The organism is Paracoccus sp. MA, from assembly GCF_020990385.1.
Classification (GTDB): Bacteria; Pseudomonadota; Alphaproteobacteria; order Rhodobacterales; family Rhodobacteraceae; genus Paracoccus.
The window spans coordinates 782,510-801,354 of record NZ_CP087598.1; the positions used below are offsets into that span (position 1 = coordinate 782,510).

Annotated in this window: 16 protein-coding genes; 10 read left to right on the plus strand and 6 right to left on the minus strand. The window is 67.8% G+C overall.

The window, feature by feature from the left end; genetic code table 11:
* Positions 1-106: 106 nt before the first annotated feature.
* From LOS78_RS10995 to cobS, 5 genes are all read right to left on the minus strand, one after another.
* The gene (locus tag LOS78_RS10995) at positions 107-1,924 is read right to left on the minus strand and encodes an aminopeptidase P family protein (RefSeq protein WP_230378245.1); all 1,818 of its coding nucleotides are present in this window, start codon (positions 1,922-1,924) and stop codon (positions 107-109) included.
* Positions 1,925-1,951: 27 nt separating this feature from the next.
* Entirely contained in the window at positions 1,952-3,205 is a 1,254-nt protein-coding gene (gene epsE, locus LOS78_RS11000) for an exopolysaccharide biosynthesis GT4 family glycosyltransferase EpsE (protein ID WP_230378246.1), read from the minus strand.
* 97 nt (positions 3,206-3,302) lie between these two features.
* Entirely contained in the window at positions 3,303-5,165 is a 1,863-nt protein-coding gene (cobT, locus tag LOS78_RS11005; RefSeq protein ID WP_230378247.1) for a cobaltochelatase subunit CobT, read from the minus strand.
* Positions 5,162-5,704: a hypothetical protein gene (locus LOS78_RS11010; protein WP_230378248.1), complete on the minus strand. Its 543-nt coding sequence runs from the start codon at positions 5,702-5,704 to the stop codon at positions 5,162-5,164. The genes cobT and LOS78_RS11010 overlap by 4 nt, the downstream gene beginning before the upstream one ends.
* Positions 5,704-6,678 carry a cobaltochelatase subunit CobS gene (gene cobS, locus LOS78_RS11015; protein ID WP_028711993.1) on the minus strand — a complete coding sequence of 325 codons (975 nt, stop codon included), beginning with the start codon at positions 6,676-6,678 and terminating at the stop codon, positions 5,704-5,706. The genes LOS78_RS11010 and cobS overlap by 1 nt, the downstream gene beginning before the upstream one ends.
* Before the next feature lie 156 nt (positions 6,679-6,834).
* Here cobS and LOS78_RS11020 point away from each other — a divergent pair, with 156 nt between their 5' ends.
* Together LOS78_RS11020 and LOS78_RS11025 are read left to right on the plus strand one after the other, a co-directional pair.
* Positions 6,835-7,803, plus strand: coding sequence for a DUF808 domain-containing protein (locus LOS78_RS11020; protein ID WP_230378249.1), 969 nt, complete (start codon positions 6,835-6,837; stop codon positions 7,801-7,803).
* Between the two features lie 66 nt (positions 7,804-7,869).
* Positions 7,870-9,249, plus strand: a complete 1,380-nt coding sequence (locus tag LOS78_RS11025; RefSeq protein ID WP_230378250.1) for an FAD-binding oxidoreductase — start codon at positions 7,870-7,872, stop codon at positions 9,247-9,249.
* A gap of 163 nt (positions 9,250-9,412) precedes the next feature.
* On the opposite strand, the gene LOS78_RS11030 is transcribed toward LOS78_RS11025, so the two are convergent.
* Positions 9,413-10,285 (minus strand): calcium-binding protein, encoded by an 873-nt coding sequence (locus tag LOS78_RS11030; RefSeq protein ID WP_230378251.1) that lies wholly within the window; start codon positions 10,283-10,285, stop codon positions 9,413-9,415.
* A gap of 110 nt (positions 10,286-10,395) precedes the next feature.
* On the opposite strand from LOS78_RS11030, the gene LOS78_RS11035 reads away from it, so the two are divergent.
* The 8 genes from LOS78_RS11035 to LOS78_RS11070 all read left to right on the plus strand — a co-directional run bounded on the left by LOS78_RS11035 (position 10,396) and on the right by LOS78_RS11070 (position 18,845).
* Complete coding sequence (locus LOS78_RS11035) at positions 10,396-10,998, plus strand: hypothetical protein (RefSeq protein WP_230378252.1); 603 nt, start codon at positions 10,396-10,398, stop codon at positions 10,996-10,998.
* A complete protein-coding gene (locus tag LOS78_RS11040; RefSeq protein ID WP_230378253.1) occupies positions 10,995-11,342 on the plus strand; it encodes a hypothetical protein in 348 nt (115 codons plus the stop codon). Before LOS78_RS11035 ends, LOS78_RS11040 begins: the two co-directional genes overlap by 4 nt.
* A 143-nt stretch (positions 11,343-11,485) precedes the next feature.
* On the plus strand, positions 11,486-12,271 hold the full coding sequence (locus LOS78_RS11045; protein ID WP_036696951.1) for a GH25 family lysozyme: 786 nt from the start codon (positions 11,486-11,488) through the stop codon (positions 12,269-12,271).
* Complete coding sequence (locus LOS78_RS11050) at positions 12,247-12,903, plus strand: type II CAAX prenyl endopeptidase Rce1 family protein (RefSeq protein ID WP_230378254.1); 657 nt, start codon at positions 12,247-12,249, stop codon at positions 12,901-12,903. Before LOS78_RS11045 ends, LOS78_RS11050 begins: the two co-directional genes overlap by 25 nt.
* 60 nt (positions 12,904-12,963) lie before the next feature.
* Positions 12,964-14,739 (plus strand): aspartate--tRNA ligase, encoded by a 1,776-nt coding sequence (gene aspS, locus LOS78_RS11055; protein ID WP_028711998.1) that lies wholly within the window; start codon positions 12,964-12,966, stop codon positions 14,737-14,739.
* A 128-nt stretch (positions 14,740-14,867) separates the two neighbouring features.
* A complete protein-coding gene (locus tag LOS78_RS11060; protein WP_230378255.1) occupies positions 14,868-16,235 on the plus strand; it encodes a DUF1800 family protein in 1,368 nt (455 codons plus the stop codon).
* A gap of 9 nt (positions 16,236-16,244) precedes the next feature.
* Positions 16,245-17,429, plus strand: coding sequence for a DUF1501 domain-containing protein (locus tag LOS78_RS11065; RefSeq protein ID WP_230378256.1), 1,185 nt, complete (start codon positions 16,245-16,247; stop codon positions 17,427-17,429).
* Between the two features lie 588 nt (positions 17,430-18,017).
* The gene (locus LOS78_RS11070; RefSeq protein ID WP_230378257.1) at positions 18,018-18,845 is read left to right on the plus strand and encodes a GNAT family N-acetyltransferase; all 828 of its coding nucleotides are present in this window, start codon (positions 18,018-18,020) and stop codon (positions 18,843-18,845) included.

Genomic DNA, 18,845 nt, shown 5'->3' on the forward strand with positions numbered 1-18,845 from the left:
GCGGGGGTATTTAGGAAACAGAGAAGCCGTGCCGCGGTGCCTCATCGGGCCGCGCGGCGGCGGCTGCACTGTCGCATGGGTATTGGGAAAGCGGAAAGGGTAGCAGTCAGGCGCTGCCGCCCAGCGGTCGCGTCGCCAGAAAGAGCCAGTCGCGCACCTCACCCTCGACCAGCGGCGATATCTTTTCCCAGACGCGGGCGTGATAGGCGTCGAGCCAGGCGATCTCGGCCGGGGCGAGCAGTCCCGGCTCGATCAGCCGCCGGTCGATCGGGGCGAGGGTCAGGGTCTCGAAGCCCAGCATCTCGCGGCCATCCGGGCTTTCGCGCTTCTCGACCACGATCAGGTTCTCGATGCGGATGCCGAAGGCGCCCTCGCGGTAATAGCCGGGCTCGTTCGACAGGATCATGCCGGGCTGCAGGGGGATGTCCGAGATGCGCGAGATCCTGACCGGCCCCTCGTGCACCGACAGCCCGGCGCCGACACCGTGCCCGGTGCCGTGGTCGTAATCCATGCCCTCGGACCAGAGCGGCGCGCGGGCCAGGGCGTCGATATGGCAGCCGGCGACGCCCTTCGGGAACTGCACCAGCGACACCGCGATCATGCCTTGCAGCACCCGCGTATAGGGCCGGCGCACCGCCGGATCGACCGGGCCCATCGGCAGGGTGCGGGTGATGTCGGTGGTGCCGTCCTTGTATTGCCCGCCGGAATCGACCAGCAGCACATGGTTGGGCAGGATGCGCAGGTTGCTTTGCCGGTCGACATGGTAATGCGGGATCGCGGCATGCGGGCCGGTGGCCGCGATGGTGTCGAAGCTGATGTCGAGGATGCCGCGCGCGACGCGCAATTCCTCGAGCCTTTGCGCCACGTCGATCTCGGTCAGCGGCTCGGCGTCCAGATGCGGCGCGCGGCTGTCGAGCCAGCACAAGAGTTCCGTCACCGCCGCGCCGTCCTGCAGATGCGCGGCGCGCATGCCGGCGATCTCGGCCGGGTTCTTGCAGGCTTTCGGCAGGATCACCGGGTCGGGGGCCTCGGCGATGGGGGTGTTCATGCTTTCGATCAGCGCGAAGACCCGGTCGGGCGCGCTGGCGGGATCGACCCGCACCGGGCCGGCAAGGTTGGTCAGCGCCGGGGTCAGCGCGTCCAGCGGCAGCACCGAGACCGCGTTGCCAAGCGCCGCCCGCACCTCGGCGCCGAACTTGGCCGGGTTGGTGAAAACGGCGACATGGCCGTTCTCCTCGATGATGGCGAAGCATTGCACCACCGGGTTCTTCGGCACGTCGGCGCCGCGGATGTTCAGAAGCCACGAGATCGAATCGGGCAGCGTCAGCACCGCCGCCTGCTGCCCGGCCTCGCGTAGCGCCTGGGCGATGCGGGTGCCCTTCTCGGCCGCGGTCTCGCCGGCGATCGCATCGGGCCAGAGCCGCACCGCGCCCACCGGCGCCTCGGGCTGGTCGGGCCAGATCGCATCGACCGGGTTCGTGTCGAGCGCGATCAGCGCGATGCCCGAACCGGCCAGGCCCTTTTCCATCTCGCGGATCTCGCGCCGCGTGTGCAGCCAGGGGTCGTAGCCGATGCGCCCGCCCTCGGGCAGGGCCTCGCGCAGCCAGTCGGCGGGCCTGGTTTCCGGCCAGGGCACCGGCGTGAAATGCGCCGGGTCCACCTCGGCCTTGACCTGCACGCGATAGCGGCCGTCGATGAACACCCCGGTGCGGTCGGGGGTGACGATGCAGAAACCGGCGCTGCCGGTGAAGCCGGTCAGCCAGGCCAGCCGTGCGTCGCGGGAGGCGACATATTCGCCCTGATGCGCGTCGGCGCGCGGCACCAGAAAGCCGTCGAGCTCGCGCGCCGCCAGTTCGCGGCGCAGCGCGGCCAGCCGGGGCGGATGCGCGGCGGGGTCGGAATGGCTGTCGTAATTCTGGAACATGCTCGCCTCCGGGTCTTGTTCTGGTTCTCAGGCGCGGGCCAGCGCCGCGCTTGCGCCGGGCAGGGTGCGCGCGAGGCCGTCGGCCACCGCCTCGGCGCTGCGGCGGTGGTGGAACTCGGCGGCGACGCGGGCGCGGGAGGCCTGCGCCAGCCGCCGCGCTTCCTCGGGATCGGCGTGCAGCCGGGCGATCTCCTCGGCCATGATCTCGGGCCGCTCGGGCGGCACCAGGATCGCGTCGCGGCCCGAGGTGATCAGCTCGTGATTGCCGCCGACATCGGTGACGACCACCGGCATCTCCATCGCCATCGCCTCCATGATCGCGACCGAGATGCCCTCGTTCAGGCTGGCCAGCGCAAAGACATGCGCGCGCTCCAGCCCCTCGCGCACCCGATCCTCGCTGACCGCGCCCAGCAGCGTGACCGCGTCGCCGAGCCCCTTCCCAGCGATCAGCGCGTCGAGCTGGCGGTGATAGCCCGAGCCGCCCTGCTCGTCCTCGCCGGCGATCTCCAGCCGGGCGTCGATGCCGCGGGCGCGCAGCAGGGCGACCGTCTCGATCAGGTGGTCATGGCCCTTGACCGCGTTCAGCCGGCCGCAGCTGAAGATCCGCAGGGCCTCGCCGGGGGCAGGGGGCTGCCAGGGCGTCCGGCGGCGGATCTGGTCGAGGTCCACCCCCATCGGCGCGACATTGATGACGGCGGGGCGGTCGGTGCCGATCTCGCGCTCGGCCACGCGCGTCAGCAATTGCGAGATGATGGTGGCGAAGCGCGCATGGCGCCATTTCTGCCGCTGGTTCGGGCCATAGCCCTCCAGCGTCGGCCCGTGCAGGGTCAGGCTGTAGCCGGGCCCGCCCAGCCGTTCCGCGAACATGGCGATATTGGCGCTGTCGGCGCAGCTGTGGACATGGACATGGTTCCAGCCCTGCTGGCGGGCGATGCGCTTCAGCCGCGCGCCCATGGCCAGCAGCGCCAGCATGCGCAGCCGGCCCTTGATGCCCTGCGCCTCGGCGCTCAGCGCCGCGCCCAGGCCGCGCGCCCAGCCGGCCGGTCCCGAGCGCAGGAATTCCGCGACGATGCCGAAGCCCTCGGCGCCCAGCGGCATCAGGTAGCGGGTCCGGGCCTGCGCCTCGGCCGCCCAGGCGTGCGAGGCGACGGCGCGCGGCGGAGGCCGGGTCGAAACCAGATCGGCCTCGATCCCCAGTTCGGCCAGCGCCTGTCGTTCGCGCCACAGGAAGATATGCGTCTGGCCCGGAAACTCGGGAATGAAAAAGCCGATCTTCAACACGTCAAAGCCCCTTGGCCTGCGAGGCTGAAAGCGGCCCCGGTCCGGCGAAATTGGTCGCACGGGATGCGGGGCAGATCAAGCAGCCGGAATGGACAGGCTATCCCGCCCGGCGCTGGTTCATGGCGCGGGCGCGCTTCCTGGGATCGGCCTCGAACAGCGCGGCAAGCTGTTCGGTGATGGCGCCGGCCAGCTGCTCGGCATCGGTGATCGTCACCGCGCGCTGGTAATAGCGGGTCACGTCATGGCCGATGCCGATGGCCAGCAGTTCCACCTGCTTCTTGCGCTCGATCATCGCGATCACGTCGCGCAGGTGCTTTTCCAGGAAATTCGCCGGGTTGACCGAAAGGGTCGAATCGTCCACCGGCGCCCCGTCCGAGATCACCATCAGGATGCGCCGCGCCTCGGGCCGCCGGGCCAGCCGCCGATGCGCCCATTCCAGCGCCTCGCCGTCGATGTTTTCCTTGAGCAGCCCTTCTTTCATCATCAGGCCCAGATTCGGGCGCACCCGCCGCCAGGGGGCATCGGCGGCCTTGTAGATGATATGGCGCAGGTCATTCAGCCGTCCCGGCTGCGCCGGCCGGCCGGCGGCCAGCCATTTCTCGCGGCTCTGCCCGCCCTTCCAGGCCCGGGTGGTGAAACCCAGGATCTCGACCTTGACCTGCGAACGCTCCAGCGTGCGGGCCAGCACATCGGCGCAGATCGCGGCGATGGAGATCGGCCGGCCGCGCATCGAGCCCGAGTTGTCCAGCAGCAGCGTGACCACGGTGTCGCGGAACTCGGTGTCCTTTTCGACCTTGAAGGACAAGGGCGTCGTCGGGTTCGCCACCACGCGGGCGAGGCGCCCGGCATCCAGCACGCCCTCTTCCTTGTCGAATTCCCAGCTGCGGTTCTGCTGCGCCTGCAGGCGGCGCTGCAGCTTGTTCGCCAGCCGGCTGACCGCGCCGCGCAGGGGCTCCAGCTGCTTGTCCAGATAGGCGCGCAGCCGCTCCAGCTCGGCCGGATCGGCGAGGTCTTCGGCGCGGATCTCCTCGTCGAAGTCCTGGGTATAGACCTTGTAGTCGGGGCTTGCCTCGCTGACCTGCGGCGGCAGGTCGGGGGGCGTCTCGGCCTCGGACATCTCGGCCTCGTCCACCAGTTCCTCGTCGGACTGGTCGTCCATGCTGACCTGGGCCTGGCGTTCGTCCTGGGTCTGGTCCTGGGTGCGTTCGGGGCTGGCCTCGGCGTCCTCGTCCTGGTTCTGGTCGCGGGACTGGTTGTCGCCGGCCTCCTCGTCCTGCTCGGCGTTCTCGTCGGCCTCGTCCTCCTGCGGCTCGTCCGGGTCCTCGCCCAGCTGGTCGCCATAGCCCAGATCGGCGATCACCTTGCGGGCCAGACGCGCGAAGGCGGCCTGGTCGGCGATCACCTGGCCCACGCCTTCCAGATCGGCGCCGGCCTGTTCCTCGACGAAAGGCCGCCACAGGTCCGCGACATGCTGCGCGGCCGAGGGCAGGGCGCGGCCCGTCGCCGCCTGCCGCACGATATAGCCCGCCGCGACGGCCAGCGGCGCATCGGCCGGAGCCTTGATCTGGCCATAGCCCTTGCGCTCGGCCTCCTGGCCCAGCTTGGCGTCGATGTTCGACAGCGCCCCGGGCATGTCGCGCGCCCCCAGAGCCTCGCAGCGCGCGGTCTCCATCGCCTCGTAAAGGTCGCGCGCCATGGGCCCGGCGGGGGCGTATTTCGCATGGGTCGCGGCGTCGTGGTGGCGCAGCTTCATCGCCAGGGCATCGGCGGTGCCGCGCGCCAGCAGCACCTCGTCGCGGGTCATGCGGCGGCTGACCTGCGGCAGGCGCATGGTGTCGCCCGCCACGCCGGACGGGTCGGCGGTGAAGGTCACGTTCAGCTCGTGATCCTCGGCCAGCGCGCGGGTGGCCTCGGTCAGGGCCTTCTTGAACGGATCGGCGGGGTTGTCGGATTTTTTCATAATTGTTCCTCGACTTGAGGCGCCGGTCGCGTGATGGTGGCTATCTGATCCCAGTTTTCGCGATAACGGTTGAGCCAACCCGCCTTATAAGGCGTATCTGGCCCCATCAATCTGGTGTAATCCGGCAAGAGGCGCCGGATGCTGGAGTCGTTGCGCTTTTGACCTCGCGTTCCCGGATTGGAAAGCCAAGTCTGGTGGCTGCTGCGGATCACCTCGGCAACGATCTGGCTAGGAACCACATGCACGACCGGCACGACCGAGGCGTCTTTGCCAAGGTCCACGAAACAATAGAATATGCATGGATTCTGCAGATTCTCGTGCTTTTGCCGCATGTGCCAGCCGCCATCACTTCCCTTGGCCCATCGGGTCTTGACTTGAAAGGCGCATAGCTGGGTGCCTTCCACCGATGTGACAACGATATCAAAGTTTGGGACGCCTTGTGGAGCCAGAGCGGCAATGTAGCCCCGTGATAGAAGCCGCGACATGACCAGGTGCTCACCCGCGGCTCCGGTCACTGTTGTGGCGTCTATCGCGTTCATCACCCCGCCTTGACCGCCGCGCTTTCCGGCAGTTCCTCGTCGAAGAGCCGCTGATAGAACTCGGCCACCGTCTGCCGCTCCAGTTCGTCGCATTTGTTCAGGAAGGTCAGGCGGAAGGCGTAGCCCACGTTGTCGCCGAAGATGCGGGCGTTCTGCGCCCAGGCAATCACCGTGCGCGGGCTCATCACCGTGGACAGGTCGCCCTGCATGAAGGCGGTCCGCGTCAGGTCGGCCAGCGTCACCATCTGGCTGATGATCTTGCGACCCTTTTCCGTGTTGTAGGTCGGGTTCTTGGCCAGCACGATGGCGGCCTCGGCGTCGTGGCTCAGGTAGTTCAGCGTCGAGACCAGCGACCAGCGGTCCATCTGGCCCTGGTTGATCTGCTGCGTGCCGTGGTAAAGCCCGGTCGTGTCGCCCAGGCCGACGGTGTTCGCCGTCGCGAACAGGCGGAAATAGGGATTCGGCGTGATGACCTCGTTCTGGTCCAGCAGCGTCAGCTTGCCGTCGGCCTCCAGCACGCGCTGGATCACGAACATCACGTCGGCGCGGCCGGCGTCGTATTCGTCGAAGACGATGGCGGTCGGGTTGCGCAGCGCCCAGGGCAGGATGCCCTCGTGGAAGACCGTGACCTGCTTGCCCTCGACCAGCTTGATCGCGTCCTTGCCGATCAGGTCGATGCGGCTGACGTGGCTGTCCAGGTTCACCCGCACACAGGGCCAGTTCAGCCGCGCCGCCACCTGCTCGATATGGGTGGATTTGCCGGTGCCGTGATAGCCCTGGATCATCACCCGGCGGTTGTAGGCAAAGCCCGCCAGGATCGCCAGCGTGGTGTCGGGGTCGAACTTGTAGGTCGGATCGATGTCCGGCACCCGGTCGGACCGCTCGGCAAAGCCCTTGACCTTCATGTCGCTGTCGAGGCCGAAGACCTCGCGCAGGTCGATTTCCTCGGTCGGTTTCGCGTTCTGATCCAGCATGGGGCGGCCCTTTCGATTGTTCCATGCTTGATGAATGATTCCCCGCGCAGGTGCAAGCCGGGCGGGGCGCGGGAACCATTGCCGCGGCTGCGAATTGCGCATGGGTGCGCCGCCGCCTAGAGTGCCGCGCGGAAACCTGGGACAGGACGGATTGGCATGAGCGGATTGCTGGCGCTCTTGGACGACGTGGCGGGGATCGCCAAGATCGCGGCGGCTTCGGTCGACGATGTGGCCGGGCAGGCGGTCAAGGCCGGCGCCAAGGCGGCGGGCGCCGTGATCGACGACGCCGCGGTGACGCCGAAATACGTGCACGGCTTTTCCGCCGCGCGCGAGGTGCCGATCGTGATGAAGATCGCCCGCGGCTCGCTTTTCAACAAGCTGGTGATCCTGCTGCCCATCGCGCTGATCCTGTCGGCCTTTGCGCCCTGGGCGATCACGCCCCTGTTGATGCTGGGCGGCTCCTACCTGTGCTTCGAGGGGGCCGAGAAGGTCCTGCATGCGCTCAGCCACCAGCAGGTCAACGAGCCGCATCTGACCGTCACCGAGGAAGGCGCCGCCGGGCTGGAAGAGGAGCGGGTGCGCGGCGCGATCAAGACCGACTTCATCCTCTCGGCCGAGATCATGACCATCGCGCTGGCCGCGATCCCGAACGGTGACGCGATCTGGATGAAGGCGCTGATCCTGGCCGTGGTGGCGGTGGGCATCACCGTCGCGGTCTACGGCTTCGTGGCGCTCATCGTGAAGGCCGACGATTTCGGCCTGCACCTGCACGAGCGCGGCGGCCCCGGCGCGGCGCTGGGGCGCGGCATCGTGCATGTCATGCCGGGCTTCATGAAGGTGCTGACCGTGGTCGGCACCGCGGCGATGATCTGGGTCGGCGGCCAGATCGTCATCCACGGGTTGCACGTGCTGGGCCAGCACCAGCCCTATGAATGGATCCACCACATGGCCGAGGCCGCCGCCCGGGCCCTGCCCGCCGCGCCCGGCTTCGCCGCCTGGGCCACCACCGCCTTCTTCGACGGCATCTTCGGGCTGGTCTGGGGCATGATGCTGATTCCGGTGGCGCATTACGCCGTCACCCCCGCCATCGAGGCGATGAAGGGCGCGGTGGGCGCAAAGTCCTGACCGCGGCTTGCCCTTGGCCGGCTGCCGCGACTATCAACTGCCATACCAATGCCGCAGGAGATGTCCATGCCGATTCCCGCCCCGGCCCTCGACGCGCTTTGTGCGCTTCTGGGCGCGCGCCTGTCCACCAGCGGCGCCGACCGCGACCTGCACGCCCAGTCCGAGACCTTCCACCGCGCCCCGCCGCCCGATGCCGTGGCCTGGCCGGTCTCGACCGAGGAGGTCTCGCGCATCGCCGCCATCTGCCACGATCATCGCGTGCCGATGATCGGCTGGGGCACCGGCACCTCGCTTGAAGGGCAGGCGCTGGCGCCGCAGGGCGGGCTGGTCATCGACCTGTCGAAGATGGACCGGGTGCTGGAGATCCGGGCCGAGGACATGCAGGTCAGCGTCCAGCCCGGCTGCACGCGCGAGGCGCTGAATACCGAATTGCGCGCCACCGGCCTGTTCTTCCCGGTCGATCCCGGCGCCAACGCCTCGCTGGGCGGCATGGCGGCGACGCGGGCCTCGGGCACCACGGCGGTGCGCTACGGCACCATGCGCGACAATGTGCTGGCCTTGGAGGTGGTGCTGGCCGACGGGCGGGTGATCCGCACCGGCACGCGGGCGGCGAAATCCAGCGCCGGCTATGACCTGACCGGGCTTTTCGTCGGCTCCGAGGGCACGCTCGGCATCATCACCGAGCTGACCCTGAAGCTGCACGGCCAGCCCGAGGAGGTCGCCTCGGCGGTCTGCGGCTTTCCGACGCTGGAACAGGCGGTGGAATGCGTCACCGCGACGATCCAGTCGGGCATCCCCATGGCGCGGATCGAGTTCATCGACGCCGACGTGGTGCGCGCGTTCAACCGCGCCTCGGGCACGCAGATGCACGAGGGCCCGCATCTGATGGTCGAGTTCCACGGCGCCCCTGCCTCGGTCAAGGGCGATGCCGAGGCCTTCGGCGCGCTGGCGGGCGAGTTCGGCGGCACCGGCTTCGACTGGGCGACCACGCCCGAGGCCCGCGCCGCGCTGTGGAAGATGCGCCACAACGCCTATCGCTCCTGCCTGGCCTTGCGGCCGGGGGCGACGGCGGTGGTGACGGATGTCTGCGTGCCCATGTCGCACCTGCCCGCCGCGGTGGCCGCGGCAGCCGAGGACATCCGCGCCGAGGGCCTGCTGGGCCCCATCGTCGGCCATGTCGGCGACGGCAACTTCCACGCCCAGATCCTGGTGATGCCCGGCGACGAGGCCGAGCTGGCCGCCGCCAAGCGCGTGGCGCTGCGCATGGCCGAGCGCGCCATCGCGGTGGGCGGCACCATCACCGGCGAGCATGGCGTGGGCATCGGCAAGAAGCCCCTGATGCCCGCCCAGCACGGCGCGGCCATCGGCGTGATGGCGGCGATCAAGCGGGCGCTGGATCCGCAGGGCATCATGAACCCGGGCAAGCTGGTGCCGGGGGTGGATTGAGGCCGCCGCGCCCTCTCGCGAAACGAAACCGCGATGCGGCTAGCGCATCCAGCCGGGCGGCCGCCTGCTTGCAGCGCCGGCCAGCCCCAAGGGCGCCGGCCGATCTCGTGCCGCGGCTGGGCCATCCGCCCTGCCGTGCGCTGCATTGGCCCATGGCCTGCACTCAGCCAAAGATGAAATCGCCCGCGTCCAGCGCGGCCGAGTTGACGCCCACCAGCAGGATCGAGCCCCCGCTCGCCAGATCGATCCGGCAATCCGCGCCAATGTCGGTGAGCACCAGATCGCCAAACCCCGCGCCGCCGGCGCCGGTAAACCGAATCTTGTCGCTGCCGTCGGTGTAATCTTGAATTCGGTCGCTGCCCTCGTTGGCATTATATTTGAAAAGGAACGTGTCGTTGCCGGTGTATCCCGTCAAGACGTCATTGCCGGCATCACCTGACAAGGTATCGTCTCCGGCCATGCCAAGCAGATAATCATTCCCGGCCATGCCGTTGATCTGATCGTTTCCGCCGCCGCCGATAATCGTGTCGGAATATGAAACAAAATCAAATCCATTGATTGTATCATTCCCCGAACTGCCCCAGATTTGCACGAACGAACTTACCGATGAGGAATACTTCTGAATTGTCGAGACGTCGATCAGCCCGCTGCCCTCGATGATCAGATTCTTGCTTGACGTATTCTGCAATTCTTCCACGTATGAAACTTTTCCAAGTCTTATGACGCAGGTCGTTCCACTGCTCGTGGTGGTCGTTGCACTGATTACATCCCATCCGGCGCCTCCGTCAATGACGTCGCCCGCGGATGTGGAATAATCGCTCGCATCCGTTACCCTTATGATGTCATCTCCTGCGTCGCCGTAAATCGTGTCCCGACCATTGCCACCTGCGATCCAGTCGTTGCCGCTCCCGCCCATGATAAGATCGGCACCGTCCAGCCCATATATTGTGTCGTTTCCATCGCCGCCGAAAATATAATCATTGCTCCCGCTGCCGGTGATGCTGTCGTTTCCGCTTGTTCCGTAAAAATTTGCCATACTGATCTCCCGCATTCGGTAAAAATATAAACAACTTTAGATTGCTCACCGATAGAGCTTAGCTACGATACAAGAGAGAGCAACGTCTAAAATTGAACGGAATCGTTTTCATGCAACTTTCGTCGGCCAACATAGCCCTGTCTGTTTTGAAATTAAGTGCCGCGATCTCTGGACCTGTGGTGCAGAGTGCTGTTGCCGTTGAGCCATCATCGGCGTGCGAGACGTCATCTATCGAGGAAGCGGGCCATGCTGGCGACAGGTATGTGTCCGCCTATGACATGCCGGATGACGACACGATGGCATTTTGCAAGGCATCGCGCGAGGCTTACCAGGCGATCCGGGACGGGTCAAAAAGCCCGTTCGACAGCGAGATTGCCGATCTCGTGGGTTCGCGAAGGTTGTGGCAGAGCCAAAACACGGACGCGCGTATACAGTTCGAGGGCGATTTCGTGGCTTCCGAGGGCGTAGCTGCGGGCACCCAGGCGCCGCAGCGCGATGCGGATTTCCCGTCGCGGCGTGATGCCATGGCCAATGCCTATCATTTCGCGAGCGCGTTGGTGGAAAACGTGAAATACGTCGTCTCGGACACGCGCGAGATCGCCTCCGATCCCGACAAGTATCTGACGCCTCCGGCCAGCTTTACGGTGCGGGCCCGGGGGGCGGAACCGCCGGCGGCGACTGGCAGGTCGCCATGGCGAAGGGCACAGACATGATGTCGTTCTACCGCGACAGGATGGAAAGCATGGCCGCCTCGCTGGCGAACCTGTTCAGCTTCGATTCGACCAGCGTGACCGTTCCGGCCTATGACGGCGGCTTCCAGGGCTTCAGCATCACCCACGGCACGCTGGGCAAGATCATGGACGTGGCCCGGGACGGGTCGATCACGCTTTACGACGCCGAGGGCACGGCCTATTCGGCCGAGGAATATAATGTGGCCAATATCGACGGCGGCATCCCGCAACTGCACAACGACCTGATCAGGCAGGCCGACGACCGTGCCGCACTTGCCAGCCGCGGTCTCCGCAGCGAGGTATCGGGCGGGATCGTGCGCCTTTGACAGCCGCCTCCGCCGCCGCCGCTGACAAACTCGTGACTGTCACGCCATCGTGACAGAGCCCTGCGCCTTTGCGATAAGGGCGGGAAGCGCCGAACACAGGCGCCAGGGCAGAGCGTCGGAACGGCGCGGGGCAGAGGGCAGACATGAAACTTCTGGGCAAGATCTTGACGGTGCTGGCGCTGGTCGCGCTGGCCGCCTGCGCGCGCGGGCCATCCAGCGGGCCGGCGGTGATGGCGGGGCAGGGACGGGGGCCGCAATTCGGCGACAGCGCGCCGCATCCCTGGGTCGGCGGCCATCCCTATGATCACCTGGTCCACGGCATCGATGTCTCGCGCTGGCAGGGCGACATCGACTGGCACCGGGTGCGCAATGCCGGCATCAGCTTTGCCTTCATCAAGGCGACCGAGGGCGGCGACCACGCCGATCCGAACTTCCGCCGCTACTGGTACGAGGCGGGACAGGCCCGCATCCCGCGCGGCGCCTATCATTACTTCTATTTCTGCCGCTCGGGGGCGCAGCAGGCCGCCTGGTTCATCGCCAACGTGCCCAAGGAGCGCGGCGCCATGCCGCCGGTGCTGGACCTGGAATGGACCGCCTCCAAGACCTGCCCGCATCGCCCGCCCAGCCACGAGGTGCTGCGCGAGGCCAGGATCTTCAAGGACATCCTGCACCGGCACTATGGCCAGCGGCCGATCATCTACACCACGGTGGACTTCTACCGCGACAACAACCTCGGCTCCTGGCCCGAGGAGTTCTGGCTGCGCTCGGTTGCCGGCCATCCGCGCATCGTCTATCCTGGCCAGCCCTACAGTTTCTGGCAATATACCGGGACCGGAATCGTGCCGGGAATCAGGGGGAACGTGGACCTGAACGTGTTTGCGGGCTCGCCCGCCCAGTGGCGGATATGGCTGAACCGACGGCTGCAATAGAGCGCGGCCTGCTCTGGGCCGAATTCGCGGCGCTCTATCTGGGGGCGCCGCTGGTCATCGCGCTGTTCCTGCCGGGCCACCTGCTGTTCGAGGCGCTGGCGGTCTTCAGCCTTGCCGGGCTGGGCCTGTTGTGGCGCACCGGCGGCTTTCACTGGCACAGCCTGGTGCGCGGCTGGAGCCGGCTTCCCTGGAACGAGGTCCTGGCCATCGCCACGGCCACCCTGCTGGCGGGGCTGGCGATCCTGTGGTTCAGCAGCCCCAATTCGATCTTCCAGATCGTGCGCAACCGGCCAGAATTCCTGCTGGTGATCTGGGTCTTCTACCCCGTTCTCTCGGCCCTGCCGCAAGAGCTGATCTTCCGCCCGCTGTTCTTCCACCGCTATGCCGTGTTGCTGCCGGCGGGACAGGGGGCGATCGCGCTGAACGCGGCGGTGTTTTCCTTCGCGCATCTGATGTATTGGTCCTGGGTGGTCGCGGCCCTGACCTTCGTCGGCGGCTGGGTCTTTGCCCGCGCCTATCTGGAGCGGGGCTTCCCCTCGGCCTGGGTCTTGCATGCGGTGGCGGGCAACGTGCTTTTCGCGGTGGGGATGGGGGTCTATTTCTACACCGGCAACGTGGTGCGGCCGTTCTGATTGCTTGACTTCCCCCGCGCGGCGCGGTTCATGCGTGGCCGATACGCAAGGGGAAAAACGATGAGCGCCTATCGCAGCCATACCTGCGGCGAGTTGACCGCCGCTGCCGCCGGGTCCGAAGTCCGTCTGTCCGGCTGGGTCCACCGGGTCCGCGACCATGGCGGCGTGCTGTTCATCGACCTGCGCGACCATTACGGCATCACCCAGGTGATCGCCGACAGCGACAGCCCCGCCTTTGCGGCGCTGGAAAAGCTGCGCGCCGAGACGGTGATCCGCATCGACGGCCGGGTGAAGCTGCGCGACCCGAGCCTGGTCAACCCCAAGCTGCCCACCGGCGAGATCGAGGTCTATGCCACCGCGATGGAGGTTCTGGGCGCCTCGGACGACCTGCCCCTGCCGGTCTTCGGCGACCAAGACTATCCCGAGGAGACGCGGCTGGCCTATCGCTTCCTCGACCTGCGCCGCGAAAGCCTGCACAACAACATCATGCTGCGCTCGCGCGTGGTGAAATGGCTGCGGGACGCCATGTGGCAGCAGGGCTTCACCGAGTTCCAGACCCCGATCATCACCGCCAGCTCGCCCGAAGGGGCGCGCGACTTCCTGGTGCCCTCGCGGCTGCATCCGGGCAAGTTCTACGCCCTGCCGCAGGCGCCGCAGCAGTTCAAGCAGCTGATCATGGTCGCGGGCTTCGACAAGTATTTCCAGATCGCGCCCTGCTTCCGCGACGAGGACCCGCGCGCCGACCGCTCGCCCACCGATTTCTACCAGCTCGACATGGAGATGTCCTTCGTCGAGCAGGAGGACGTGTTCCGCGCCATCCAGCCGGTGATCCAGGGCCTGTTCGAGGAATTCGGCGGTGGCCGCCCCGTCGATGCGACCTGGCCCCGCATTCCCTATGCCGAGGCGATGCTGAAATACGGCTCCGACAAGCCCGACCTGCGCAACCCGATCGAGATGCAGGTGGTCAGCGACCATTTCCGCGGCTCGGGCTTCGGCATCTTCGCGAAGCTGCTGGAGCAGGAGGGCACCGAGGTCCGCGCCATTCCGGCGCCCACCGGCGGCTCGCGCAAGTTCGCCGACCGCATGAACGCCTTCGCGCAACAGCAGGGCCTGCCCGGCATGGGCTATATCTTCTGGCGCAAGGCCGAGGACGGCTCGACCGAGGCCGCCGGCCCCATCGCCAAGGCGCTCGGCCATGACAAGACCGAGGCGATCCGCCTGCAGCTGGGCCTGGGCGAGGGTGACGCCGCCTTCTTCCTGGGCGGCAAGCCCGAGGCTTTCGAGGCCGTCGCCGGCCGCGCCCGCAACGAGATCGGCCGCGAGCTGGGCCTGACCGACGAGAACCAGTTCAAATTCGCCTGGATCGTCGATTTTCCCATGTATGAGAAGGGCGAGGACGGCCGCATCGACTTCAGCCACAACCCGTTCAGCATGCCGCAAGGCGGGCTCGAGGCGCTGGAGGGCGACCCGCTTGCGGTCAAGGGCTATCAATACGACCTGGCCTGCAACGGCTATGAGCTGGTCTCGGGCGCCATCCGCAACCACCGGCCGGAAATCATGTTCCGGGCCTTCGAACTGGCCGGCTATGGCCGCGACGAGGTCGAGAAGCGTTTCGGCGGCATGGTCAAGGCTTTCCGCTACGGCGCGCCGCCGCATGGCGGCTGCGCGGCGGGGATCGACCGCATCGTGATGCTGCTGGCCGACGAGGCGAACATCCGCGAGGTCATCATGTTCCCGATGAACCAGCGCGCCGAGGACCTGATGATGGGCGCCCCCAGCGAGCCGACGAACGAGCAGCTGCGCGAATTGCGCCTGCGCGTGCTGCCACGCGAGTGACGGTTCGGCGGCGCCTTGCCGCAGCGCCGCATCTGAAGAAAGCGTGAACTGACCTTCGGCCGCGATCATGCCATACCTTGCGCATGGGGGCGATTTCCCCCCGCGAGGATGTCCGCAAGGATGATTGCATGAGCTTTGGATTTCCCGAGCTGGCGGCGATCCGCCTGGGTTTTGGCCTGTCGCCGCGGATGCCCGCGCCCGCCGATGCCGAAGCGGTGCTGGCCAGCGCCGCGCAGGCTGGCCCCGGACCGCAGGCGATGACCACCGAAAGCGCGATGGACATGGCCAACCGCTTCCGCGCCGCCGCCCCGCTTCGGCGCGAGGGCGAGGCGCAGGAGAAAGAGTTCCAGCAGGCCAACCACGGGCTGATGCGGCTGCCCTTCCAGGACCTGCAGCGCCGGGTGGCGCGCGCCGTCGACGATCCGGTCGGCTTCGGCGAAAGGCTGGTGCAGTTCTGGAGCGACCATTTCACCGTGCGCCCGCTCAACAAGGTCGCCAACGGGCTGGCCATGGCCTTCGTGGACGAGGCGATCCGCCCGCATGTGAACGGCCGGTTCGAGGACATGTTCTTCGCCGCCGACACCCATCCGATGATGCTGATCTATCTGGACCAGATCTCGAGCCGGGGCCCGAATTCGCCCTTTGTCAGGAACCGGCCGGCGCGCCATCTGGGCCTGAACGAAAACCTCGCCCGCGAGGCGCTGGAGCTGCATTCGCTGGGCGTGGGCGCCGGCTACGACCAGAAGGACGTGCGCGAGCTGGCCGAGCTGCTGACCGGGCTGAGCTTTTCCTACAAGGAGGGCTTCGACTTCAAGGCCGTCTGGGCGGAGCCGGGTGCCGAAACCGTGCTGGGCAAGTCCTATGGCGGTGGCCGGCGCGGCGGGCTCGAGGACATCCGCGCCGCCTTTCGCGACATCGCCCGTCACCCCGACACGGCGCGGCACCTGTCGCGCAAGCTGGCGGTGCATTTCGTCTCGGACACGCCGTCCGAGGATCTGGTCGACGCCATGGCGGCGGTCTGGCGCAACACCGGCGGCGATCTGCCCCAGGTCTATCGCGTGCTGGTCAGCCATCCCGAGCTTGCCTCGTCCCTGCGGCAGAAGGTGCGCCAGCCCTTCGACCTCGCCGTGGCCGGGTTGCGGGCCCTGGGCATCCGCGGCGAACAGGTCGCGGGGCTCGACATTCCGGTCCTGCGCCGGGCGCTCTGGACGCCGATCGAGGCCATGGGCCAGCCCTGGGGCCAGCCCAAGGGACCGGACGGCTGGCCGGAAGAGGCCGGGGCCTGGATCGCGCCGCAGACCCTGGCCGCGCGCATCAACTGGTCGCTGCGCATTCCCCGCATGCTGCTGGACGAACTGCCCGACCCGCGCGAGATGCTGGTCTCGGCCTTCGGCGGCACGCAATCGGCGGAACTGGCCTGGGCGGTGCCCAAGGCGGAAAGCGCGGCCGAAGGCGTGGCGCTGATCCTCGCCTCGGGCGATTTCAACCGGCGATAGGAGCGACGGATGCTGACACTGGACCGACGCCTGTTTCTGAAAAGCGCGGCGCTGATCGGCTGCTCGGCCGCGGCGCATCCCTTCCTGAACTCGATGACCTTCGCGGCGCTGCCGGGCGAGAACCGGCTGGTGGTCATCATCCTGCGCGGCGCCATGGACGGGCTGGACGCGATCCAGCCCTATGGCGACCCGATGCTGCGCAAGCTGCGTCGCGACCTCTCGGTGGGGCCGGAAAACGGCGCGCTGGACCTCGACGGCTTTTATGCGCTGCATCCGCGGCTCGAGCCGCTCCTGCCCTTGTGGCAGGCGGGCGAGCTGGCCTTCGCGCATGCGGTCTCGACCCCTTATCGCGACAAGCGCAGCCATTTCGACGGCCAGGACGTGCTGGAGGCCGGGACCGGCAACGACCTGCCGGTGGACCGCCGCATCGGCGGCTGGCTGAACCGGCTCTTGCAGGCCACGCCCGGCGCCAAGGCCGAGACCGCCTATTCCGTGGGCGTCGAGCAGATGCGGATCCTGGCGGGCGAGGCGGCGCATCTGAGCTGGGCGCCCCGCGCCGCGCTGACCCTGTCGGCGCAGGCGCAGACGCTGCTGGAGCATGTCTATCACGACGACCCGCTGTTTCGCGACGCGGCGCGGGACGCGGTGCAGATCGGTGCCGAGACCTTGGATGATGTCGGCAAGATGCAGGGGCCGACCGCCGATGCGCAGGCGCTGGCGGCCTTTGCGGCCAGCCGGCTGAATGGCGAAAGCCGCATCGCCGCCTTCTCGATCCCCGGCTGGGACAGCCATGCCAACCAGCCGGCGGTGCTTGGCCGGGCGCTGGACCGGCTGGCCGCGGCGATCCTGAAGCTGCGCGAGGGGCTGGGGCCGAACTGGGGCCGGACCACGGTGCTGGCCATGACCGAATTCGGCCGCACGGTGCGCGAGAACGGCTCGGGCGGCACCGATCACGGCACCGGCGGCGCCCTGCTGATGGCGGGGGGCGCGATCCGCGGCGGGCGTGGCTATGGCGACTGGCCGGGGCTGGGCGAGGGCCAGCTTTACGCCGAGCGCGACCTGATGCCCATGCGCGACATCCGCGCCTATGCCGGCTGGGCCATGCACGGGCTGTTCGGGATCGAGCGCGACCGGCTGGAGCGCACGATCTTCCCGGGCCTCGAGCTTGGCGACGATCCCGGGATGCTGGCCTGAGCTTCTCGCCACAGCGTGCCTGACGGCAAGGGCTCGGCGAGCCTGCCGAGTGGCGCGGGGCGTCTGCGTTGGCACCTGGCTGGCGGCCTAGGGCGGGCGCGGGGCTGGCGAACTTTCCGCCAGGGCCTTCCTGACGATCCGGGCGCGCGGTCCCGCGCATCGCCGGAAGATGATCCGGCTGCCGGTCCGCCATCCGGAGGCCACGGTTGCGGCAATTCAGCCACGCCCGTCTCGGGCCCCGGATTTCCCGGTGTCCCGACCTGAAGCGCCATGCTGGAGCGGGCGCCTTGCTCGGTCTTTCCTCGCCGATGACCCGGGGGGCGCCAAGTCTTGACGGCATTCGCGCGGTTGGAATGCTCTTAGCAACCAGCAACCAGCAACCAGCAACCAGCAACCAGCAACCAGCAACCAGCAACCAGCAACCAGCTCATTGTTGTCGAAGGGGCGTGTTCGCGGCGGCATTCCTTCGTAGCGCCCCGGGCCTGCGGAGTTGTTGGCCAAGGGCATGTCTGGCAGCCGCGCCTCTGGCGGCCTTGACCTCGGCGGCGATCCGCGGATGCTGGCCGGGATCCTGACGGAGTCCCGCCCATGTCCGACGACCCCGCCGCCCGCCCTCCTTCGCCCAGCACCGCTGGCGACGGCGGCGCCCCTGATCGCCGCGGCGGCAGCGGCAGCGACGCCAAGCCCCCCGGCATCGCGCCGCCCGCCAGTCCCGAACCCGGTGCGGTTCGCCCCGGCTCCCGTCCGACCGGCCCGGAGGTCGTCGGCTTCACTCCGCCGCCGCTGCCCGGTCCGGCGCGGATCGAAGGCGGCCATGTGCTGCTGGAGCGGCTGGACCACCGGTGCCATGCCGGGGATCTGTTCGCAGCCAATCAGGGCCAGGACTGGGTCTGGGACTATCTGGGCTATGGGCCCTTCGTCGATCTTGCCGCCTATCGCGACTGGCAGGCCGAGATGGCCGCCAAGAGGGATCCGTATTTCTATGCCTTGCGCGACCGCGTCTCGGGCAGGGTGGGCGGGCTGGCCGCCTTCCTGCGCATCGATCCCGCCAATGGCGTGATCGAGATCGGCCATATCGAGATCGCGCCCGCGATGCAGCGCACCCCCGCCGCGACCGAGGCGATCTCGCTGATGATCGGCTGGGCCTTCGATGCGGGCTACCGCCGGGTCGAGTGGAAATGCGATGCGCTGAACGCCCCTTCGCGCCGGGCCGCATTGCGCTATGGCTTCACCTTCGAGGGGATCTTCCGCCAGCACATGATCTATAAGGGGCGCAACCGCGACACGGCCTGGTTCGCCATCATCGACCGCGACTGGCCGCGGCTTGCCGGCGCGCATCGGGCATGGCTTGCGCCCGGAAATTTCGATGCCGAGGGCCGGCAGCGGCAAAGCCTCTCGGCGCTGACCGCAGGCTGA